The 16730-nt window shown below is 57.0% G+C and carries 16 protein-coding genes; 9 read left to right on the top strand and 7 right to left on the bottom strand.

What is annotated here, in order from left to right; translation table 11 throughout:
* Positions 1-16: 16 nt before the first annotated feature.
* From phoB to malZ, 5 genes are all read left to right on the top strand, one after another.
* Positions 17-706 carry a phosphate response regulator transcription factor PhoB gene (gene phoB, locus ACQUTI_RS12845; protein WP_004204861.1) on the top strand — a complete coding sequence of 230 codons (690 nt, stop codon included), beginning with the start codon at positions 17-19 and terminating at the stop codon, positions 704-706.
* Between the two features lie 21 nt (positions 707-727).
* On the top strand, positions 728-2023 hold the full coding sequence (gene phoR / locus ACQUTI_RS12840; RefSeq protein ID WP_017898936.1) for a phosphate regulon sensor histidine kinase PhoR: 1296 nt from the start codon (positions 728-730) through the stop codon (positions 2021-2023).
* Between the two features lie 414 nt (positions 2024-2437).
* Entirely contained in the window at positions 2438-3757 is a 1320-nt protein-coding gene (gene brnQ, locus ACQUTI_RS12835) for a branched-chain amino acid transporter carrier protein BrnQ (RefSeq protein WP_004204859.1), read from the top strand.
* Positions 3758-3843: 86 nt separating this feature from the next.
* Positions 3844-5217: a proline-specific permease ProY gene (gene proY / locus ACQUTI_RS12830; RefSeq protein ID WP_122543480.1), complete on the top strand. Its 1374-nt coding sequence runs from the start codon at positions 3844-3846 to the stop codon at positions 5215-5217.
* Positions 5218-5368: 151 nt separating this feature from the next.
* Positions 5369-7186 (top strand): maltodextrin glucosidase, encoded by a 1818-nt coding sequence (gene malZ / locus ACQUTI_RS12825; RefSeq protein WP_064178002.1) that lies wholly within the window; start codon positions 5369-5371, stop codon positions 7184-7186.
* Here malZ and ACQUTI_RS12820 read toward each other — a convergent pair.
* Positions 7183-8085: a LysR substrate-binding domain-containing protein gene (locus ACQUTI_RS12820; RefSeq protein ID WP_004204855.1), complete on the bottom strand. Its 903-nt coding sequence runs from the start codon at positions 8083-8085 to the stop codon at positions 7183-7185. The two genes, malZ and ACQUTI_RS12820, sit on opposite strands and share 4 nt — an antisense overlap.
* Before the next feature lie 265 nt (positions 8086-8350).
* On the opposite strand from ACQUTI_RS12820, the gene ACQUTI_RS12815 reads away from it, so the two are divergent.
* The 3 genes from ACQUTI_RS12815 to ACQUTI_RS12805 all read left to right on the top strand — a co-directional run bounded on the left by ACQUTI_RS12815 (position 8351) and on the right by ACQUTI_RS12805 (position 11613).
* Complete coding sequence (locus ACQUTI_RS12815; RefSeq protein ID WP_002890357.1) at positions 8351-8992, top strand: hydrolase; 642 nt, start codon at positions 8351-8353, stop codon at positions 8990-8992.
* 182 nt (positions 8993-9174) lie between these two features.
* Positions 9175-9720, top strand: coding sequence for an antibiotic biosynthesis monooxygenase (locus tag ACQUTI_RS12810; RefSeq protein WP_004204853.1), 546 nt, complete (start codon positions 9175-9177; stop codon positions 9718-9720).
* A gap of 24 nt (positions 9721-9744) precedes the next feature.
* Entirely contained in the window at positions 9745-11613 is a 1869-nt protein-coding gene (locus ACQUTI_RS12805) for an amidohydrolase (protein ID WP_122543482.1), read from the top strand.
* Between the two features lie 58 nt (positions 11614-11671).
* Here the strand turns inward: ACQUTI_RS12805 and fba are convergent, their stop codons facing one another.
* From fba to ACQUTI_RS12780, 5 genes are all read right to left on the bottom strand, one after another.
* Positions 11672-12526 carry a class II fructose-1,6-bisphosphate aldolase gene (gene fba, locus ACQUTI_RS12800; RefSeq protein ID WP_074186558.1) on the bottom strand — a complete coding sequence of 285 codons (855 nt, stop codon included), beginning with the start codon at positions 12524-12526 and terminating at the stop codon, positions 11672-11674.
* 35 nt (positions 12527-12561) lie between these two features.
* Positions 12562-13524 carry a carbohydrate kinase family protein gene (locus ACQUTI_RS12795; RefSeq protein WP_032455626.1) on the bottom strand — a complete coding sequence of 321 codons (963 nt, stop codon included), beginning with the start codon at positions 13522-13524 and terminating at the stop codon, positions 12562-12564.
* 65 nt (positions 13525-13589) lie between these two features.
* Complete coding sequence (locus tag ACQUTI_RS12790; protein ID WP_004204848.1) at positions 13590-14981, bottom strand: PTS ascorbate transporter subunit IIC; 1392 nt, start codon at positions 14979-14981, stop codon at positions 13590-13592.
* Between the two features lie 20 nt (positions 14982-15001).
* The gene (locus tag ACQUTI_RS12785) at positions 15002-15289 is read right to left on the bottom strand and encodes a PTS sugar transporter subunit IIB (protein ID WP_017898931.1); all 288 of its coding nucleotides are present in this window, start codon (positions 15287-15289) and stop codon (positions 15002-15004) included.
* Positions 15290-15294: 5 nt separating this feature from the next.
* A complete protein-coding gene (locus tag ACQUTI_RS12780; protein ID WP_004204845.1) occupies positions 15295-15738 on the bottom strand; it encodes a PTS sugar transporter subunit IIA in 444 nt (147 codons plus the stop codon).
* 55 nt (positions 15739-15793) lie between these two features.
* Here ACQUTI_RS12780 and ACQUTI_RS12775 point away from each other — a divergent pair, with 55 nt between their 5' ends.
* Entirely contained in the window at positions 15794-15940 is a 147-nt protein-coding gene (locus ACQUTI_RS12775) for a hypothetical protein (protein ID WP_162994671.1), read from the top strand.
* A gap of 144 nt (positions 15941-16084) precedes the next feature.
* On the opposite strand, the gene ACQUTI_RS12770 is transcribed toward ACQUTI_RS12775, so the two are convergent.
* Positions 16085-16687 (bottom strand): peroxiredoxin, encoded by a 603-nt coding sequence (locus ACQUTI_RS12770; protein WP_004178733.1) that lies wholly within the window; start codon positions 16685-16687, stop codon positions 16085-16087.
* Positions 16688-16730: the final 43 nt, after the last annotated feature.

Here is a 16730-nt window from a genome sequence, read left to right as displayed (position 1 = left end):
AAACACAGGGTAAATAATGGCGAGAAGAATTCTGGTCGTTGAAGATGAAGCTCCAATCCGCGAAATGGTCTGCTTTGTTCTGGAGCAAAATGGCTTTCAGCCTGTCGAAGCGGAAGATTATGACAGCGCGGTGAATCAACTCAATGAACCCTGGCCTGATTTGATTCTCCTTGACTGGATGCTGCCGGGCGGTTCTGGGCTGCAGTTTATTAAGCTGCTCAAGCGCGAGGCGATGACCCGGGATATTCCGGTGGTGATGCTGACCGCGCGCGGAGAAGAAGAGGATCGCGTTCGCGGCCTGGAGACCGGGGCGGACGACTACATTACCAAGCCTTTCTCACCGAAGGAGCTGGTGGCGCGAATCAAAGCGGTGATGCGCCGTATTTCGCCGATGGCGGTGGAAGAGGTGATTGAAATGCAGGGGCTGAGCCTCGATCCCTCATCGCACCGGGTGATGACCGGCGAAAGTCCGCTGGACATGGGGCCAACGGAATTTAAATTATTGCATTTCTTTATGACCCATCCGGAGCGGGTGTACAGCCGCGAGCAGCTGCTGAACCACGTTTGGGGAACCAACGTCTATGTGGAAGACCGCACGGTGGACGTCCATATTCGTCGCCTGCGCAAAGCGCTGGAACACAGTGGCCATGATCGGATGGTGCAAACGGTTCGCGGCACGGGGTATCGTTTCTCCGCCCGTTTCTGAATTTTGACAGGAGTGTGACCCGTGCTGGAACGGCTGTCATGGAAAAGGCTGGCGCTGGAGCTCTTTTTAGCGTGTATTCCGGCCCTGATTCTGGGGGCGTTTGTGGGTCATTTGCCGTGGTTTTTACTGGCGGCAGTGACCGGTTTGCTGATCTGGCATTTCTGGAATTTGATGCGCCTGTCGTGGTGGCTGTGGGTGGACCGGAGCATGACCCCTCCGCCCGGCCGCGGCAGCTGGGAGCCGCTGCTGTATGGTCTGCACCAGATGCAGATGCGTAATAAAAAGCGTCGACGTGAGCTGGGAAGTCTGATTAAACGCTTCCGCAGTGGAGCGGAATCGTTGCCGGACGCGGTGGTCCTGACCACGGAGGAGGGAGCCATTTTCTGGTGTAATGGCCTGGCGCAGCAGATTTTAAACCTGCGCTGGCCGGACGACAGTGGGCAAAACATTCTTAACCTTCTGCGCTATCCTGAATTCGCCACCTACCTGAAACAGCGTGATTTTTCAAAACCGCTCAATCTGGTGCTGAATAATGCCCGTCATCTGGAAATTCGCGTGATGCCCTACAGCGACAAGCAGTGGCTGATGGTGGCGCGCGACGTGACGCAGATGCATCAACTGGAAGGGGCGCGGCGTAACTTCTTCGCTAACGTCAGCCATGAGCTGCGCACCCCGCTGACGGTGCTGCAAGGCTATCTGGAGATGATGCAGGAGCAGGTGCTGGAAGGGGCGACCCGTGAAAAGGCCCTGCACACCATGCGTGAGCAAACCCAGCGTATGGAGGGGCTGGTGAAGCAGCTGCTCACGCTGTCGCGTATTGAAGCCGCGCCGGCGCTGGCGATGAATGACCGCATCGACGTGCCGATGATGCTGCGGGTGGTGGAGCGCGAGGCGCAGACCCTCAGCCAGGATAAGCAGACGCTGTTTTTTACCGTCGATGAGCAGCTCAAGGTGCTGGGCAACGAGGAGCAGCTGCGCAGCGCCATTTCTAACCTGGTCTATAACGCGGTGAACCACACCCCGCCGGGCACTGAAATTCGCGTCAGCTGGCAGCGAACGCCGCAGGGGGCGCTGTTCAGCGTCGAAGATAATGGGCCAGGCATTGCCCCGGAGCATATTCCCCGTCTGACCGAGCGTTTCTATCGGGTGGATAAAGCCCGCTCCCGGCAAACGGGGGGCAGCGGCCTGGGGCTGGCGATTGTCAAACACGCGGTAAACCATCATGACAGCCGACTGGAAATAGAGAGTACGGTGGGCAAGGGAACCCGTTTTAGCTTCCTGCTCCCGGAACGATTAATTGCCAGAAACGACACCTGAGCGGCGCACTGTCAGCTTATCTTGCCAATGACCAGCTTCGGCTGGTCATTTTCATTGGCAGTCATTTTCCCCTCGCCTATTTAATGAACGTGTGCTGCTTTTTTGTTCGCATGATAAGCCACGGGTTTTCCATCAATATGGTAAATGATTCTGGTGTGAAAAGGATAACCAGCATAATCATCTGCTTTTGCGATCGTGCCTTGCTTTAAAACGTTATAAGCGTTTAAATTGCGCCTGCGCAGTCGATGACAGACTGCTTTTGCGTGGTAATACCAAAAACAATTCTTTCCCACGCCGCTTCGGGAGCATATCTCGCTGAGTTTACCGGCAATCGCCGCTGTATCGTCCCTGAGAGGGTAGCGCGGTATTTTTCCATTTTTTTACAACACCACATCCACAGGCAGTAATGAATTTATGACCCATCAGTTAAAATCTCGCGACATCATAGCGTTGGGCTTTATGACCTTCGCGTTGTTCGTTGGCGCAGGCAATATTATTTTCCCTCCGATGGTTGGCTTACAGGCGGGCGAGCACGTCTGGACGGCGGCGATCGGCTTCCTGATCACTGCGGTGGGTCTGCCGGTTCTGACGGTGGTGGCGCTGGCGAAAGTCGGTGGCGGCGTTGAAAGCCTGAGCACCCCGATTGGTAAAGTGGCGGGTATCCTTCTGGCGGTGGTGTGTTATCTCGCGGTAGGACCGCTGTTCGCGACCCCGCGCACCGCGACCGTCTCTTTTGAGGTCGGGATTGCGCCGCTGACCGGCGACGGCCCGCTGCCGCTGCTGATCTACAGCGTTATCTACTTCGCGCTGGTGATCCTGGTCTCACTCTATCCGGGCAAACTGCTGGATACGGTGGGAAATTTCCTTGCGCCGCTGAAAATTATCGCCCTGATTGTGCTGGCGGTCGCCGCGGTTGTCTGGCCGGCGGGCCCGATCAGCGACGCGATGGAAGCGTATCGTACCGCGCCATTCTCCAATGGCTTCGTCAACGGCTACCTGACCATGGACACCCTCGGCGCGATGGTGTTCGGGATCGTGATTGTCAATGCCGCACGCTCCCGCGGCGTCAGCGAAGCGCGTTTGTTGACCCGCTACACCGTCTGGGCGGGCCTGATGGCAGGCGTCGGTCTGACCCTGCTGTATCTGGCGCTGTTCCGTCTGGGCTCTGATAGCGCCACCCTCGTGGACCAGTCCGCTAACGGCGCGGCAATCCTCCACGCTTACGTGCAGCATACCTTCGGCGGGGCGGGCAGCTTCCTGCTGGCGGCGCTGATCTTCATCGCCTGCCTGGTGACGGCGGTGGGTCTGACCTGCGCCTGCGCTGAGTTCTTTGCCCAGTATCTGCCGTTCTCCTATCGCACGCTGGTCTTCATCCTCGGCCTGTTCTCGATGGCGGTCTCCAACCTTGGTCTGAGCCACCTGATTCAGGTGTCGATTCCGGTGTTGACCGCTATCTATCCGCCGTGTATCGCACTGGTTGTATTAAGCTTTACCCGCAGTTGGTGGCATAATTCGTCACGTGTTATCGCGCCGGCCATGTTTATCAGTCTGATGTTTGGTATCATTGACGGGATTAAGTCATCGGCGTTTGCCGCTATCCTGCCGGCCTGGACCGCGCGTCTGCCGCTGGCGGAGCAAGGTCTGGCCTGGCTGATGCCGACCGCCGTGATGGCAATCCTCGCGGTGATCTGGGACCGTGCCGCCGGACGTCAGGTGACCTCCAGCGCGCACTAACCGGCGTTGAGGACAAGCGTTTAACCACGGGACTTCGGGTTCCGTGGTTTTTTATTTTTTGTGTTAAACGGCATTGAAAAACCACGATGGAAAGTAGTAACAAGCTTAAGCGCGGGCTAAGCACCCGGCACATCCGCTTTATGGCCCTGGGTTCCGCCATCGGCACCGGGCTTTTTTACGGTTCAGCCGACGCGATTAAAATGGCCGGACCCAGCGTACTGTTGGCCTACATTATCGGCGGCGTCGCGGCATATATCATTATGCGCGCGCTCGGTGAGATGTCGGTGCATAACCCTTCCGCCAGCTCATTCTCTCGCTATGCTCAGGAAAACCTCGGCGGACTGGCGGGCTATATCACCGGCTGGACCTACTGCTTTGAAATCCTGATCGTCGCCATCGCCGACGTCACCGCCTTCGGTATCTACATGGGCGTCTGGTTCCCGACGGTACCGCACTGGATCTGGGTGCTCAGCGTGGTGCTCATCATCTGCGCCGTCAACCTGATGAGCGTCAAGGTGTTTGGCGAGCTGGAGTTCTGGTTCTCGTTCTTCAAAGTGGCCACCATCATCATTATGATCCTCGCCGGGTTCGGCATCATTATCTGGGGGATCGGCAACGGCGGCAAGCCGACGGGCATTCATAACCTGTGGAGCAACGGCGGCTTCTTCAGCAACGGTTGGCTGGGAATGGTGATGTCGCTGCAGATGGTGATGTTCGCCTACGGCGGTATCGAAATCATCGGTATTACCGCCGGTGAGGCGAAAGATCCGGAGAAATCCATTCCACGCGCTATCAACTCGGTGCCGATGCGCATTCTGGTGTTCTATGTCGGCACGCTGTTTGTCATTATGTCTATCTATCCGTGGAACCAGGTGGGTACCGACGGCAGCCCCTTTGTCCTGACCTTCCAGCATCTGGGCATTACCTTCGCGGCCAGCATTCTTAACTTCGTGGTCCTGACGGCCTCGCTGTCGGCGATTAACTCCGACGTGTTCGGCGTGGGCCGTATGCTGCACGGCATGGCCGAGCAGGGGAGCGCGCCGAAGGTGTTCGCTAAAACCTCGCGTCGCGGTATTCCGTGGGTGACGGTGATGGTGATGACCATTGCGCTGCTGTTTGCGGTATACCTAAATTACATCATGCCGGAAAACGTCTTCCTGGTGATCGCCTCGCTGGCCACCTTCGCCACCGTGTGGGTGTGGATTATGATCCTGCTGTCGCAGATTGCCTTCCGCCGCCGTCTGTCGCCGGAGGAGGTCAAAGCCCTGAAATTCAAAGTTCCCGGTGGGGTGGCAACCACGGTTGTCGGCCTGCTGTTCCTGGCGTTTATTATCGCCCTGATCGGCTATCATCCGGACACCCGCATCTCGCTGTACGTCGGTATGGCGTGGATTGCGCTGCTGCTGCTGGGCTGGGTCTTTAAGACCCGTCGTGAGCGCCGCCTGGTGCAGGCACAGTAATCAACATCGCCCCGGTCAGCATCGCGCGACCGGGGCGGCTTGCCGACCCGCGTCCTCCCCCGTTATCCTCCCCCAAAAAATCCTGTGACGATGAGTTCTGCGCCTGACGGCTATGGCAAGGTGTGCCCATTCTGCACAATGAGGATTCACGATGTTGAAGGCATGGCACCTTCCGGTTGCACCCTTTATCAAGGTGCAACAGGACCGACTGTTTATTACCCTGTGGTTGAGCGGTGAGTCGCTGCCGCAGCGGATCACGCTGCGCGCGGAAGAAGATAACGAAGAGCTGTCGCTGCCGATGCAGCGCCTCCGCCAGGCGCCGAGGCCGGGTGTGGTGGCATGGCGCGGCGAAATCTCTCTCGCCAGCGGTCAGCCGCGCCGCCGCTACAGCTTTAAGCTACTGTGGGCCGACCATCAGCGCTGGTTTACGCCGCAGGGCTTCAGCCGTTTCCCGCCGGCCAGGCTGGAGCAGTTCGCCGTCGACCTGCCGGACGCTGGCCCGCAGTGGGTGGCCGATCAGGTTTTCTACCAGATTTTCCCCGATCGCTTTGCCCGCAGCGCTGCGCGTGACGCCGAACAGGATGCGGTCTATTACCATCACGCGGCGGGACGGGAGATTGTGCGCAAGGCGTGGGACGAACCGCTTACCGGCGAGGCGGGCGGGTCGACGTTCTACGGCGGGGATCTCGACGGCATCAGCGAAAAACTGCCTTACCTGAAGCAGCTCGGCGTCACCGCCCTGTATCTGAACCCGGTCTTCGCCGCCCCCAGCGTGCATAAATACGACACCGAGGATTATCGGCGCGTCGATCCACAGTTTGGCGGCGACGCGGCGCTGCTCCGCTTGCGCCACAACACCCAGCGGGCGGGGATGCGCATGATCCTCGACGGCGTGTTCAACCATACCGGCGATTCCCATCCCTGGTTCGATCGCCACCAGCAGGGCAGCGGCGGCGCCGGCCACCATCCGGACTCCCCGTGGCGCGACTGGTTTACCTTCTCCGGGGAGGGGCAGGCGCACAACTGGCTGGGCTATGCCAGTCTGCCGAAGCTCGACTATCGGTCGACCAGCCTGGTCAACGAGATCTATGCCGGCGAGGACAGCATCGTACGCCACTGGCTGAAGGCGCCGTGGAGTATGGATGGCTGGCGTCTGGACGTGGTGCACATGCTGGGCGAAGGCGGCGGGGCGCGGAATAACCTGCGGCATATCGCCGGCATCACCCAGGCGGCGAAACAAACGCAGCCGGAAGCCTTTGTCTTTGGCGAACATTTTGGCGACGCGCGCCAGTGGCTGCAGGCGGATGCTGAAGATGCGGCAATGAACTACCGCGGCTTCACCTTCCCGATCTGGGGATTCCTCGCCAATACCGATATCTCTTACGATCCGCAGAAGATAGACGCCCAGACCTGTATGGCGTGGATGGATAATTATCGCGCCGGGCTGTCGCATCAGCAGCAGCTGCGGATGTTCAACCAGCTCGACAGCCATGATACGGCGCGTTTTAAATCTCTCCTTGGCAAAGACGTAGCGCGTCTGCCGCTGGCGGTGGTGTGGCTGTTCAGCTGGCCCGGGGTACCGTGTATCTACTACGGCGATGAGGTGGGCGTAGATGGCAATAACGATCCGTTCTGCCGCAAACCGTTCCCGTGGGATCCGGCGCTGCAGGATACCCAGCTGCTGGCGCTGTATCAGCGAATGGCGAAACTGCGTAAAGCCCACCAGGCGCTGCGCTACGGCGGCTGCCAGGTGATTTACGCCGAGGATAACGTGGTGGTGTTTGTCCGCGTCTACAAACAGCAGCGGGTACTGGTGGCGATTAACCGCGGCGAAGCCTGCGAAGTGGTTATCGAGGATTCGCCGCTGTTGGACGTGGGAGCCTGGACGCTGCAGGAGGGCGCCGGCGCCTTCCATAACGGGGTACTGACGCTCCCGGCTATCTCCGCCTGCGTCTGGTCCGGTCGTTAACGATAGAGCTGGCTCAGCAGGTCGTCGCGGAGGAGCGCCTCCCGCCACCAGCGCTGAGCCAGCCCGTCATTCCCGCTGCGCCAGGCCATGTAGGTGATATCTTTTTCCCGCCAGCCGGCGACGCTTTTCTCCACCAGACAGCCTTTTTCCAGCCACGGGCGGGCGATATGACGCGGCAGAAAGCCGCAGCCCAGCCCGGCGCACAGCAGTTCGACTTTGCTGGCGAAATCATCGACGCCGATTTGCGGCTGTTCATCAAGCAGATTGCTGTTCAGCGGATGGCAATAGCGGGCGCTGTCGCGGATTACCACCGCCCGGTGCTGGCTGAGCTGCTTATTGCTGAGCGGCGTTTCCGCTCCGGCCAGCGGGTGGGCCGGGGCGACCACGAAAATGTTATCCAGCGCGCCGAGGGTTTGCCATGACCACTCGGCGGAGGTGGGCGGCTCATTGATGGCGCCGAGGATAATATCCGCGCCATGGTGGGTCAGCTCTTCCCATGAACCGGCGAGGGTGTGATGACTGAAGTTCAGCCGGGTCTGCGGGTTTTGCGCGTAGAACTCGGCGATCAGCGGCAGCAGGGCCGAAAAGGGAAACGAGGCGTCGAGGGCGATCGCCAGCTCTCGCTCCCAGCCCGCGCTCAGCTGCTGGGCCTGCTTTTCCAGATCTCTGGCGGCGCTTAAAAGCTGTCGCCCCTTCTCCAGCATCAGCCTCCCGGTATCAGTAAATTTTGCCCGATGGCCGGAACGATCCAACAAGACGATCTCCAGATCGCTCTCCAGCTTCTGGATCATATAGCTCAGAGCGGCGGGGGTTTTATACAGCGACTCTGCGGCGGTGGCGAAGGATCCGTGTCGGTCCAGCGCATCAAGGATCATCAGAACATCAAAGTTTACGCGCATCAGGAGTTTCCATTCATTAATTTCCCCTTGTTGTACCTAAGCGCAATAATCAATGCCAGTGAATAAATCAGAACAGTTTGCCGTAAAATTTTGATGAACGCTGGCATGAGTAAATACTAACCGCTGACAAAATATAAACCACAAAAAAACTTTAATAACTTGTTAGAAATAACTGGCTATACTCACCATGCTTTATCAGTCAGGATCTACACGACGCATTAACCATCATGTCATCTTTTTAACTAATTGATTAAGAAGGTATTTAATGTCTATTCGTGAACTGCTCGATCCCACTAATTCCGCCCTTATCTTTATTGATCATCAGCCACAGATGTCATTTGGCGTGGCGAATATCGATCGCCAGACCCTCAAAAATAACACCGTGGCGCTGGCTAAAGCCGGCAAAATTTTTAATGTACCGGTGATTTACACTTCCGTAGAGACCAAAAGCTTCAGCGGTTATATTTGGCCGGAATTATTGGCCGTGCATCCTGACGTCAAGCCGATTGAGCGTACTTCAATGAACTCCTGGGAAGACGATGCCTTCGTTGCGGCGGTGAAAGCGACCGGCCGTAAAAAGCTGGTGATCTCCGCTCTGTGGACCGAAGTTTGCCTGACGTTTCCGGCGCTGATGGCCCTGGAGGCGGGCTACGAAGTGTATGTGGTCACCGATACCTCCGGCGGTACCTCTGTCGACGCCCATGAGCGCTCCATTGACCGGATGGTGCAGGCGGGCGCGGTGCCGGTGACCTGGCAGCAGGTGCTGCTGGAGTACCAGCGCGACTGGTCGCGCAAAGCGACTTACGATGCGGTGATGGACCTGGTGCGCGAACACAGCGGCGCCTACGGGATGGGCGTGGATTACGCTTATACCATGGTGCATGGCGCGCCAGAGCGTAAAGCTTAAATACATTCACCCTTCAGGCTGCCTCTTTGTTAGCTGGGTTTGCCCGCCCCGGTCACTGACTGATGTCAGCTCCCGGGACGTGCCGGCTTGCCGCCTCGACGCAGCATGAATGACGTTGTGTATGGTCATCTATGGCTAATGGCGAGAATCATCCTGCCATTCCCCTGAAGCAAGGAATCTTTATGGCGCAGCAAAAATCGGTGACCCTGGTCATCAGCCATCTGCTCGATCCGCAACACGGCCAGCGCTACGAAGAGTGGCTCGGCAAAATCATGCCCATCGCGGCTGAGTTTCCCGGCCATCTCGGGGCGAATGTGATCCGGCCCGCCGCAGGGCAGAATCTGTGGAGCGTGATTATCCGCTTCGACACCCTGGAGCATCTCTATGCCTGGACGCAGTCGGAAACCCGTCGTCAGCTGGTGGCGGAAATTGCCCCGCTGCTGACGGAGGGCGATCGGACGGAGGTGCGGACCGAACCGGCCTTCTGGTTTACCCCGCCGGTGGCGAATGTGCGCCAGCCGCGGCGCTGGAAACAGTTTCTGATCACCCTGCTGGTGATTTTCCCCAGCACCAACCTGGTGCCGACGGTGACCGGCATGCTGTTGCCGTCGCTTAAGGGGAGCCTGCTGCTGCACCTGATCAATGATGCCTGCGTGGTTGCGCTGGTGGTCTGGTTCTGGATGCCCATCGTGACCCGCCTGTTTGCTGGCTGGTTGAAGAAAAACTGAGTCAGCCTCCCCAAGGAGTGTGTTATGTCGCAAACTGCCACACTGATTCTGACCCACGGCCAGATTCATACCCTCGATCGTGCGAATCCGCTGGCGGAAGCCGTGGCCATCGCCGACGGAAAAATTGTTGCCACCGGAAGCCACGATCGGATCATGAGCTTTGCCGCCGAGGGAACGCAGATCGTCGATCTCAAAGGGCATACGGTGATCCCGGGCCTCAACGATTCTCACCTGCATCTGATCCGCGGAGGGTTGAACTACAACCTTGAGCTCCGCTGGGAGGGCGTGCCCTCTCTGGCCGATGCCCTGCGAATGCTTAAGGATCAGGCGGATCGCACACCGTCGCCGCAGTGGGTGCGGGTGGTCGGCGGCTGGAGCGAATTCCAGTTCGCCGAACGACGGATGCCGACCCTGGAAGAGCTAAACGACGCGGCGCCCGATACGCCAGTGTTTGTGCTACATCTCTACGATCGCGCACTGCTGAACCGCGCGGCGCTGAAAGCCGTGGGGTATAGCAAAGAGACGCCGGATCCGGTTGGCGGAGAGATCGTCCGCGATAGCCACGGCAACCCGACCGGGATGTTGATTGCCAAACCAAACGCCATGATCCTCTACGCCACCCTGGCCAAAGGGCCGAAGCTGCCGCTGGATCTGCAGGTGAACTCCACCCGTCAGTTTATGCGCGAGCTGAACCGACTGGGGCTGACCAGCGCCATCGACGCCGGGGGCGGTTTCCAGAACTACCCGGAAGATTACGAAATTATCGAGCAGCTGCACGCAAAAGATCAGATGACCGTGCGCATCGCCTACAACCTGTTTACCCAGCGACCGAAGCAGGAGCTGGAGGACTTCGAGCGCTGGACCGATATGCTGAAGCCGGGGCAGGGAACCGATTTCTATCGCGCCAACGGCGCCGGCGAGATGCTGGTGTTTTCGGCGGCGGATTTTGAAGATTTCCTGCAGCCGCGGCCGGATTTGCCGCAAGGCATGGAAGATGAGCTGGAGCGGGTGGTGCGCCATCTGGTTGAACATCGCTGGCCGTTCCGCCTGCATGCCACCTACGACGAGTCCATCAGCCGGATGCTGGACGTGTTTGAGAAGGTGAACCGTGACATTCCGTTTAATGGCCTGCACTGGTTCTTCGATCATGCCGAGACCATTACCGAGCGCAACATTGAGCGGGTGAAGGCGCTGGGGGGCGGCATTGCGGTGCAGCACCGGATGGCCTTCCAGGGCGAATATTTTGTCGATCGCTACGGCAAAGAGGCGGTGAAACATACGCCGCCGGTAGCGAAAATGCTGGAGCTGGACGTACCGGTAGGGTTAGGGACCGATGCCACCCGCGTCGCCAGCTATAATCCGTGGACCGCGCTGTACTGGCTGGTCTCCGGGCGCACCGTTGGCGGGATGGCGATGTATGACGACAACAACCGCCTGCCGCGCGATGTCGCGCTGGAGCTGTGGACGGCGGGCAGCGCTTGGTTCTCCAGCGAGCAGGGTAAAAAGGGCCGTCTGGCCGCCGGTCAGCTTGCCGATCTGGTGGTGCTGTCGAAGGACTATTTCAGCGTCGCGGAAGAGGAGATCAAAGGCATTGAGTCGGTGCTGACGGTGGTTGATGGCAAAGTGGTGTACGCCGCCGGTCACTTCTCGCCGCTGGCGCCGCCGCCGATCCCGGTGCTGCCGGAGTGGTCGCCGGTGGTGAAGGTCCCGGGCCATCACCGTTCTGCTCCGCCAGCGGCGGCCAAAATTGGCGCCATAGTCCAGATGCACCAGTGCTGCGGTAGCTGCGGTGTCCACGGCCATCAGCATGATATCGCGCGGAAATCGTCGATCCCGGTCTCCGACGAGCAGGCCTTCTGGGGCGTGCTGGGTTGCTCCTGCTTTGCCTTCTGATGCCTGACGCCTCCGCCCCGGTTGCTAAGGGGCGGAGGTCTCAGCCACCTTTCACGCATCAATAGCGCTGCTGTGAGCCAAAAAGCGCCATGCGGCGGGCAATCATTTCGCGTACTGGCTGCAGTCCCTGGGCGATCACTTTCCGCGGATCGTTCACATCGTGCCCGGTATCGGCAGCAAAGATCGCCTTCACCTGCTGGCACCAGGCGTACATATTTTCGGTATTAACGTTAATCTTGGCGGTGCCGCAGGCAATCGCCCGGCGCATATCCTCATCGGCAATACCTGTGCCGCCATGCAGCACCAGCGGAACCTTCACCCGCTCGGCAATGGCTTTCATCTCGGTAAATCCCAGTCGGGCTTTGCCTTTATACAGGCCATGGGTGGAGCCCAGCGCGGCGGCGAGGCAATCCACCTGGGTTTCTGTCACCAGGGTGTAGCACTCCTCGGGATCGGCGTAGATGACTTCGGAATTGACAATGCCGTCTTCACTGCCGGCGATAGTCCCCAGTTCGGCCTCAACAGAGATACCTTTGCTGTGCGCCAGCGTCACCAGATGGCGAGTAATGGCCAGGTTTTCCCTGAACGGCAGATGCGAGCCATCAAACATAATGGAACTGAAGCCGGCGGCGATCGCCGCTTCGCAGGCCTCCCGGGAGGTACCATGATCCAGATGTAGCGCCACCGGAACATCAATATGCAAATACTCCATGGCGTTAACTACGATGTCATGAATACATTTTAACCCGAGCATATGCTTAACCGTGCCGCCGGACACGCCCAAAATAACCGGTGAGCGGCACTGCTGGGCGGTGCTTAATACGGCGCCGACCCATTCCAGATTATTAATGTTGAACTGACCGACGGCGTAGCCGTCCCGCAGGGCATGCTGAAGCATGTCCTTCATCGACACTAACATATTCACCTCTTGATATTTATTAAATGCAGTTATTCTTCAAAATATTGCTTTAAGTTTCTCTCGTAGCTATTTAACGAGTGGTGGACGACCGCCAGGTCCGGCATAGATTCCCGTACCCCTTTTTTCTCAATAGAAATGGCGGCGGTCAGGCTGGCAAATAAAATAATATTATCTATGTGCCATGAGTAGTGGACGCCATAGGTGAAGGCGCCGTGAAATACATCTCCGGCTCCGGTGGTATCAACGGCATTGCACAGCCAGGAAGGAACGATCTGCAGCATACCGCTTTTTAAAAAAGCGCAGCCTTTTTCGCCAAGGGTAATAAATGCTTCACCGCGGCAAATTTTATTCAGCTCAATCAGCGCCGCTTTAATTTCTGCTTCGGTGCTCAAAGAGCGATAGCTCATATAATCGCGGGCAAAATGTTCGCTCACTACAAAATAGTCGGTCCAGGCTGCGAGTTTTATATTGCTGGCGCGCAGTGACCCGCCGTCCATCACGACTCTGGCGTTCGGCAGTTTCTTAATTAAATATTCACTGATTTCTGGCTCATGGCCGTCAATTAAAATGGTGACCGGCTCCTCGGCGGCAATCAGTCGTTCGGCGAGGTCGTCCAGTTTGAGCTTTTGATCGTAGGTCAGGGAAGGCGGTGTCTGCATCTTGCGGGTAATAATCGTCCGCGAACCCGTTAAGCGATTGACCAGCACCGAGGCCAGCGGGGTGATCATGTCATCGGAGAAAACCACCTGGCTGGTATCCACCCCCGCTTCGGCAAACTCATCGATAATGCGCTGACCGTAAAGGTCCTGATGCAGATGGCCGATGTAATAGACCTCCTCACCCCATAATCCCAGCAGCCAGGCTGCATTGGCCGCCGGGCCGCCGCCGCTTTCTATAAAATCATGACAAAAGTTTTTGGTATTCTCCTGGGGCCATTCATTGAGAAAGAAAAACTGATCGAAACAGGCAAATCCAATGGACAAAATAGCCATAACCACTCCTGATTATTTGTCAGCGGCGGGAAGCGTGACCTTCCCGCAGGGAAAAATGACCTCGCTTATTCATTTTTCTGCTTGGCAGTAAGCTCCTCATAGCTGAGCGTGTTGCCCACTACCCGTACCTGACGGAAGCAGAAAGGCACCAGCAGCGCGACGAGCAGCGCCAGACAAATCAGGTAGATAGTGACCTGGCCAAACTGGGTGAACGCGTTACCGATAATGATGCCCCATACTGCGAAGTCGAAATCGGCGAAGGTGCTGTTTTCAAACCCGAGGTTGCCGAGCGCCGGCAGCAGCATCGCCGGCAGGAAGGCGAGGAAGATCCCGCCGATAAAGGCGGCGATGATACACCCGCGCTTACCGCCCAGCTTGTCGGCAAAGACCCCGGAGGTGCCGCCGCAGAAGAAGTGCGGCACCATGCCGGGAATAATCAGCGCCATGCCCAGTCCGCCGAGCATGAGCATCCCGACCAGACCGCCCACAAAGGAGCTGATGAATCCCACCACCACCGCGGTGGGGCTAAAGGTGAAGAACACCGCGCAGTCAACGGCCGGGATGGAGTCCGGGATCAGTTTCTGGCTGATGCCCTGGAATGCCGGCACCAGATCGCCGAGGATCAACCGCACGCCGTTGTAGACAATGGCTACGCCAACGGCGAACTGCAGACCGGTCAGCACGGAGAAGATCAGCATATTCTGGTCGGTGATGGTGCTCAGGTACGCCGACCCGGCGACAGCGCTGCAGATGAAGTAGATAACAAACATCACGATACCGGTGGTGACGGTGGTATCGCGCAGAAATCCCCATTTCTCTGAGATTTCGGTATCGGCGAAGGAGTTTGCCGGATTGCCGGTCCGGCTGGCGATCCACGCCGAGAGGTAGTAGCCCAGGGAGCCGAAATGGCCCATGGCGATCCCGCCGTCTTCGGTTACCTGCCTGGTGTAACGCTGGCCAATGGCCGGGGAAATGGCCGACCATGAGCCCAACAGGAATCCGCCGATCAGGATCAACATCCAGCCCTGGAACTCCGCCGCCTGCAGGACGGCGGAGAACAGGCAGGCGAGAAAGAACGAATGATGGCCGGTGAGAAAGATATATTTATATTTGGTGCAGCGGGCTATGATCAGGTTGAAAATAAAGCCCAACAGCAAAATACTCATGGTTTCCACGCCCAGCATTTTCTGGGCGACGGAGACAATGGCTTCATTATTAGGAATAACGCCGCGGATATTAAATCCAGCTTCGATAATACCGCCCAGCGGGTTGAGATTGGCAACGATAACGCCTGCGCCAGCGCTCAGCATCAAATAGCCTAAAATCGGCTTTAATGTACCGGTAAGGAGTTTGTTGCCGGGGGAGCGCAGCGCCACTAAGCCAACGAAGGCGATAAGCCCCATTAAAAAAGCGGGTTGACTGAATATTTCCGTTAAGAAACTAAGAATAGCCTGCATGGTCGTTCCCTCTATGCTGATTAAGAGTGAGTCGCAGCAATTTTCATCAGCGCGTCGGTAATATCCTCGGCGATTTTTGCTTTATGGACGTAGCTGCGAATAATGGCGACATGACAGTGGGCCGGAAATTGATTTGCCAGTTCTTTGATCGTGACGTAAAGGTCGGCTTTTTCCCCGACGGCGTTAGCAAAATCGACCGAAGCGACGTCCGCTTTGATACCTAATTCTTCACAGATCTTCTTCACATTATTCGCAGCCATCAATGAACTGCCAATACCGTTACCACAAACCGTTCTGATAACTAACATAATGACTACTCCATTTGTTTTTGGATGAAATGTAAGACTGAATTCACGTCATTTTCCTGCTGAAGAAAAGTCACGATATCTGACTCGATCAGCGAGGCAATCAGTTGGATCATTTTGATATGACTGTCAGCATCGGCGCCGGCGATCGCGATGACGACGGTAACCGGATCGAACTCATCGTGGCCGAAGGTCACTGGCGTGGCGGTGGTGACAAGCGAAAATCCGGTCTGCAATGCCCCTTTTTCCGGGCGGGCGTGCGGCATGGCAATCCCGTCATCTATCACGATGGCGGCGCCAAAATCCTCGTATACTGTCAGCATCTCGTTGACATATTCGGCGCTGCAAATCTGGCGCCTGGCGAGTAATGAACCCGCCAGTTCGATGGCCTCCTCCGCATGGGAAATATTCTGCTTCAGGGCGATTAACGTCGGGTCAAAAATAATATCCATTCTCTTCTCCTGAACGTATTCCTGTTCCTGAGTAAAATCATGACCAAATACATTGATAAAAATGATGGATGGGATCACATCCGCGGTTTTAAATATTGATGGCGATCACATCGACGGCAAAGTGCTGGCTGAAAATCATATAATTAATTTATTTGTTTTTCAGACTGTTATGAAGTGGTTGAGATTTAACGCTGAAATTTGACAGAGAAAAAATGAGAGGCAGAGCGAAATTTTTCAGCAGAAGTGTATTGCTGGTCACAAATATCAGCGGGTCATTTTCTTAAATTTTGACGCCGCTAACAAAAAAGGCCCGCTTGAGCGGGCCTTTTATAAAAACGTGTGCCGATTACAGGCTGGAGACGTTTTCGGTCAGGTATTTTGCCACGCCTTCCGGAGAGGCAGCCATACCTTCTTTTCCTTTTTCCCACTGCGCCGGGCAGACTTCGCCGTGCTCTTCGTGGAACTGCAGCGCGTCCACCATGCGCAGCATTTCGTCGATGTTACGGCCCAGCGGCAGGTCGTTCACCACCTGGTGGCGAACCACGCCGTTGGCGTCGATCAGGAAGGAGCCGCGCAGCGCCACGCCTTCGTCCGGATGCTCGATACCGTAAGCTTTCTGGATTTCACGTTTGATGTCGGCAACCATCGCGTATTTAACCGGGCCGATACCGCCCTGGTCTACCGGGGTATTACGCCATGCGTTGTGCACGAACTCGGAGTCGAAGGAAACGCCAACCACTTCCACGCCGCGTTTCTGGAATTCTTCGTAACGTTTGTCGAACGCGATCAGCTCAGACGGGCAAACGAAGGTGAAGTCCATCGGCCAGAAGAACAGAACGGTAGGTTTACCGTTGGTGTGCTGTTTGAAATTGAATTTCTCAACGATCTCACCATTACCCAGCACAGCGGCTGCAGTAAAATCCGGCGCTTGACGAGTGACCAGAACCATTTGATTCTCCTGTAATTACTAAGGTTATTTGGAACGCAACGCG

This window comes from Klebsiella sp. 7-CIP_Kleb., from assembly GCF_050378655.1.
GTDB lineage: Bacteria > Pseudomonadota > Gammaproteobacteria > Enterobacterales > Enterobacteriaceae > Klebsiella > Klebsiella quasipneumoniae.
This window is presented reverse-complemented; position numbering and strand designations above follow the sequence as displayed.

Coding starts and splice junctions, on each gene's coding strand:
- phoB (WP_004204861.1), top strand. CDS start 17: ATGGCGAGAAGAATTCTGGTCGTTGAAGATGAAGCTCCAATCCGCGAA.
- ACQUTI_RS12815 (WP_002890357.1), top strand. CDS start 8,351: ATGTCTATTCGTGAACTGCTCGATCCCACTAATTCCGCCCTTATCTTT.
- malZ (WP_064178002.1), top strand. CDS start 5,369: ATGTTGAAGGCATGGCACCTTCCGGTTGCACCCTTTATCAAGGTGCAA.
- brnQ (WP_004204859.1), top strand. CDS start 2,438: ATGACCCATCAGTTAAAATCTCGCGACATCATAGCGTTGGGCTTTATG.
- ACQUTI_RS12770 (WP_004178733.1), bottom strand. CDS start 16,687: ATGGTTCTGGTCACTCGTCAAGCGCCGGATTTTACTGCAGCCGCTGTG.
- ACQUTI_RS12805 (WP_122543482.1), top strand. CDS start 9,745: ATGTCGCAAACTGCCACACTGATTCTGACCCACGGCCAGATTCATACC.
- ACQUTI_RS12810 (WP_004204853.1), top strand. CDS start 9,175: ATGGCGCAGCAAAAATCGGTGACCCTGGTCATCAGCCATCTGCTCGAT.
- proY (WP_122543480.1), top strand. CDS start 3,844: ATGGAAAGTAGTAACAAGCTTAAGCGCGGGCTAAGCACCCGGCACATC.
- ACQUTI_RS12795 (WP_032455626.1), bottom strand. CDS start 13,524: ATGGCTATTTTGTCCATTGGATTTGCCTGTTTCGATCAGTTTTTCTTT.
- ACQUTI_RS12780 (WP_004204845.1), bottom strand. CDS start 15,738: ATGGATATTATTTTTGACCCGACGTTAATCGCCCTGAAGCAGAATATT.
- ACQUTI_RS12790 (WP_004204848.1), bottom strand. CDS start 14,981: ATGCAGGCTATTCTTAGTTTCTTAACGGAAATATTCAGTCAACCCGCT.
- ACQUTI_RS12785 (WP_017898931.1), bottom strand. CDS start 15,289: ATGTTAGTTATCAGAACGGTTTGTGGTAACGGTATTGGCAGTTCATTG.
- ACQUTI_RS12820 (WP_004204855.1), bottom strand. CDS start 8,085: ATGCGCGTAAACTTTGATGTTCTGATGATCCTTGATGCGCTGGACCGA.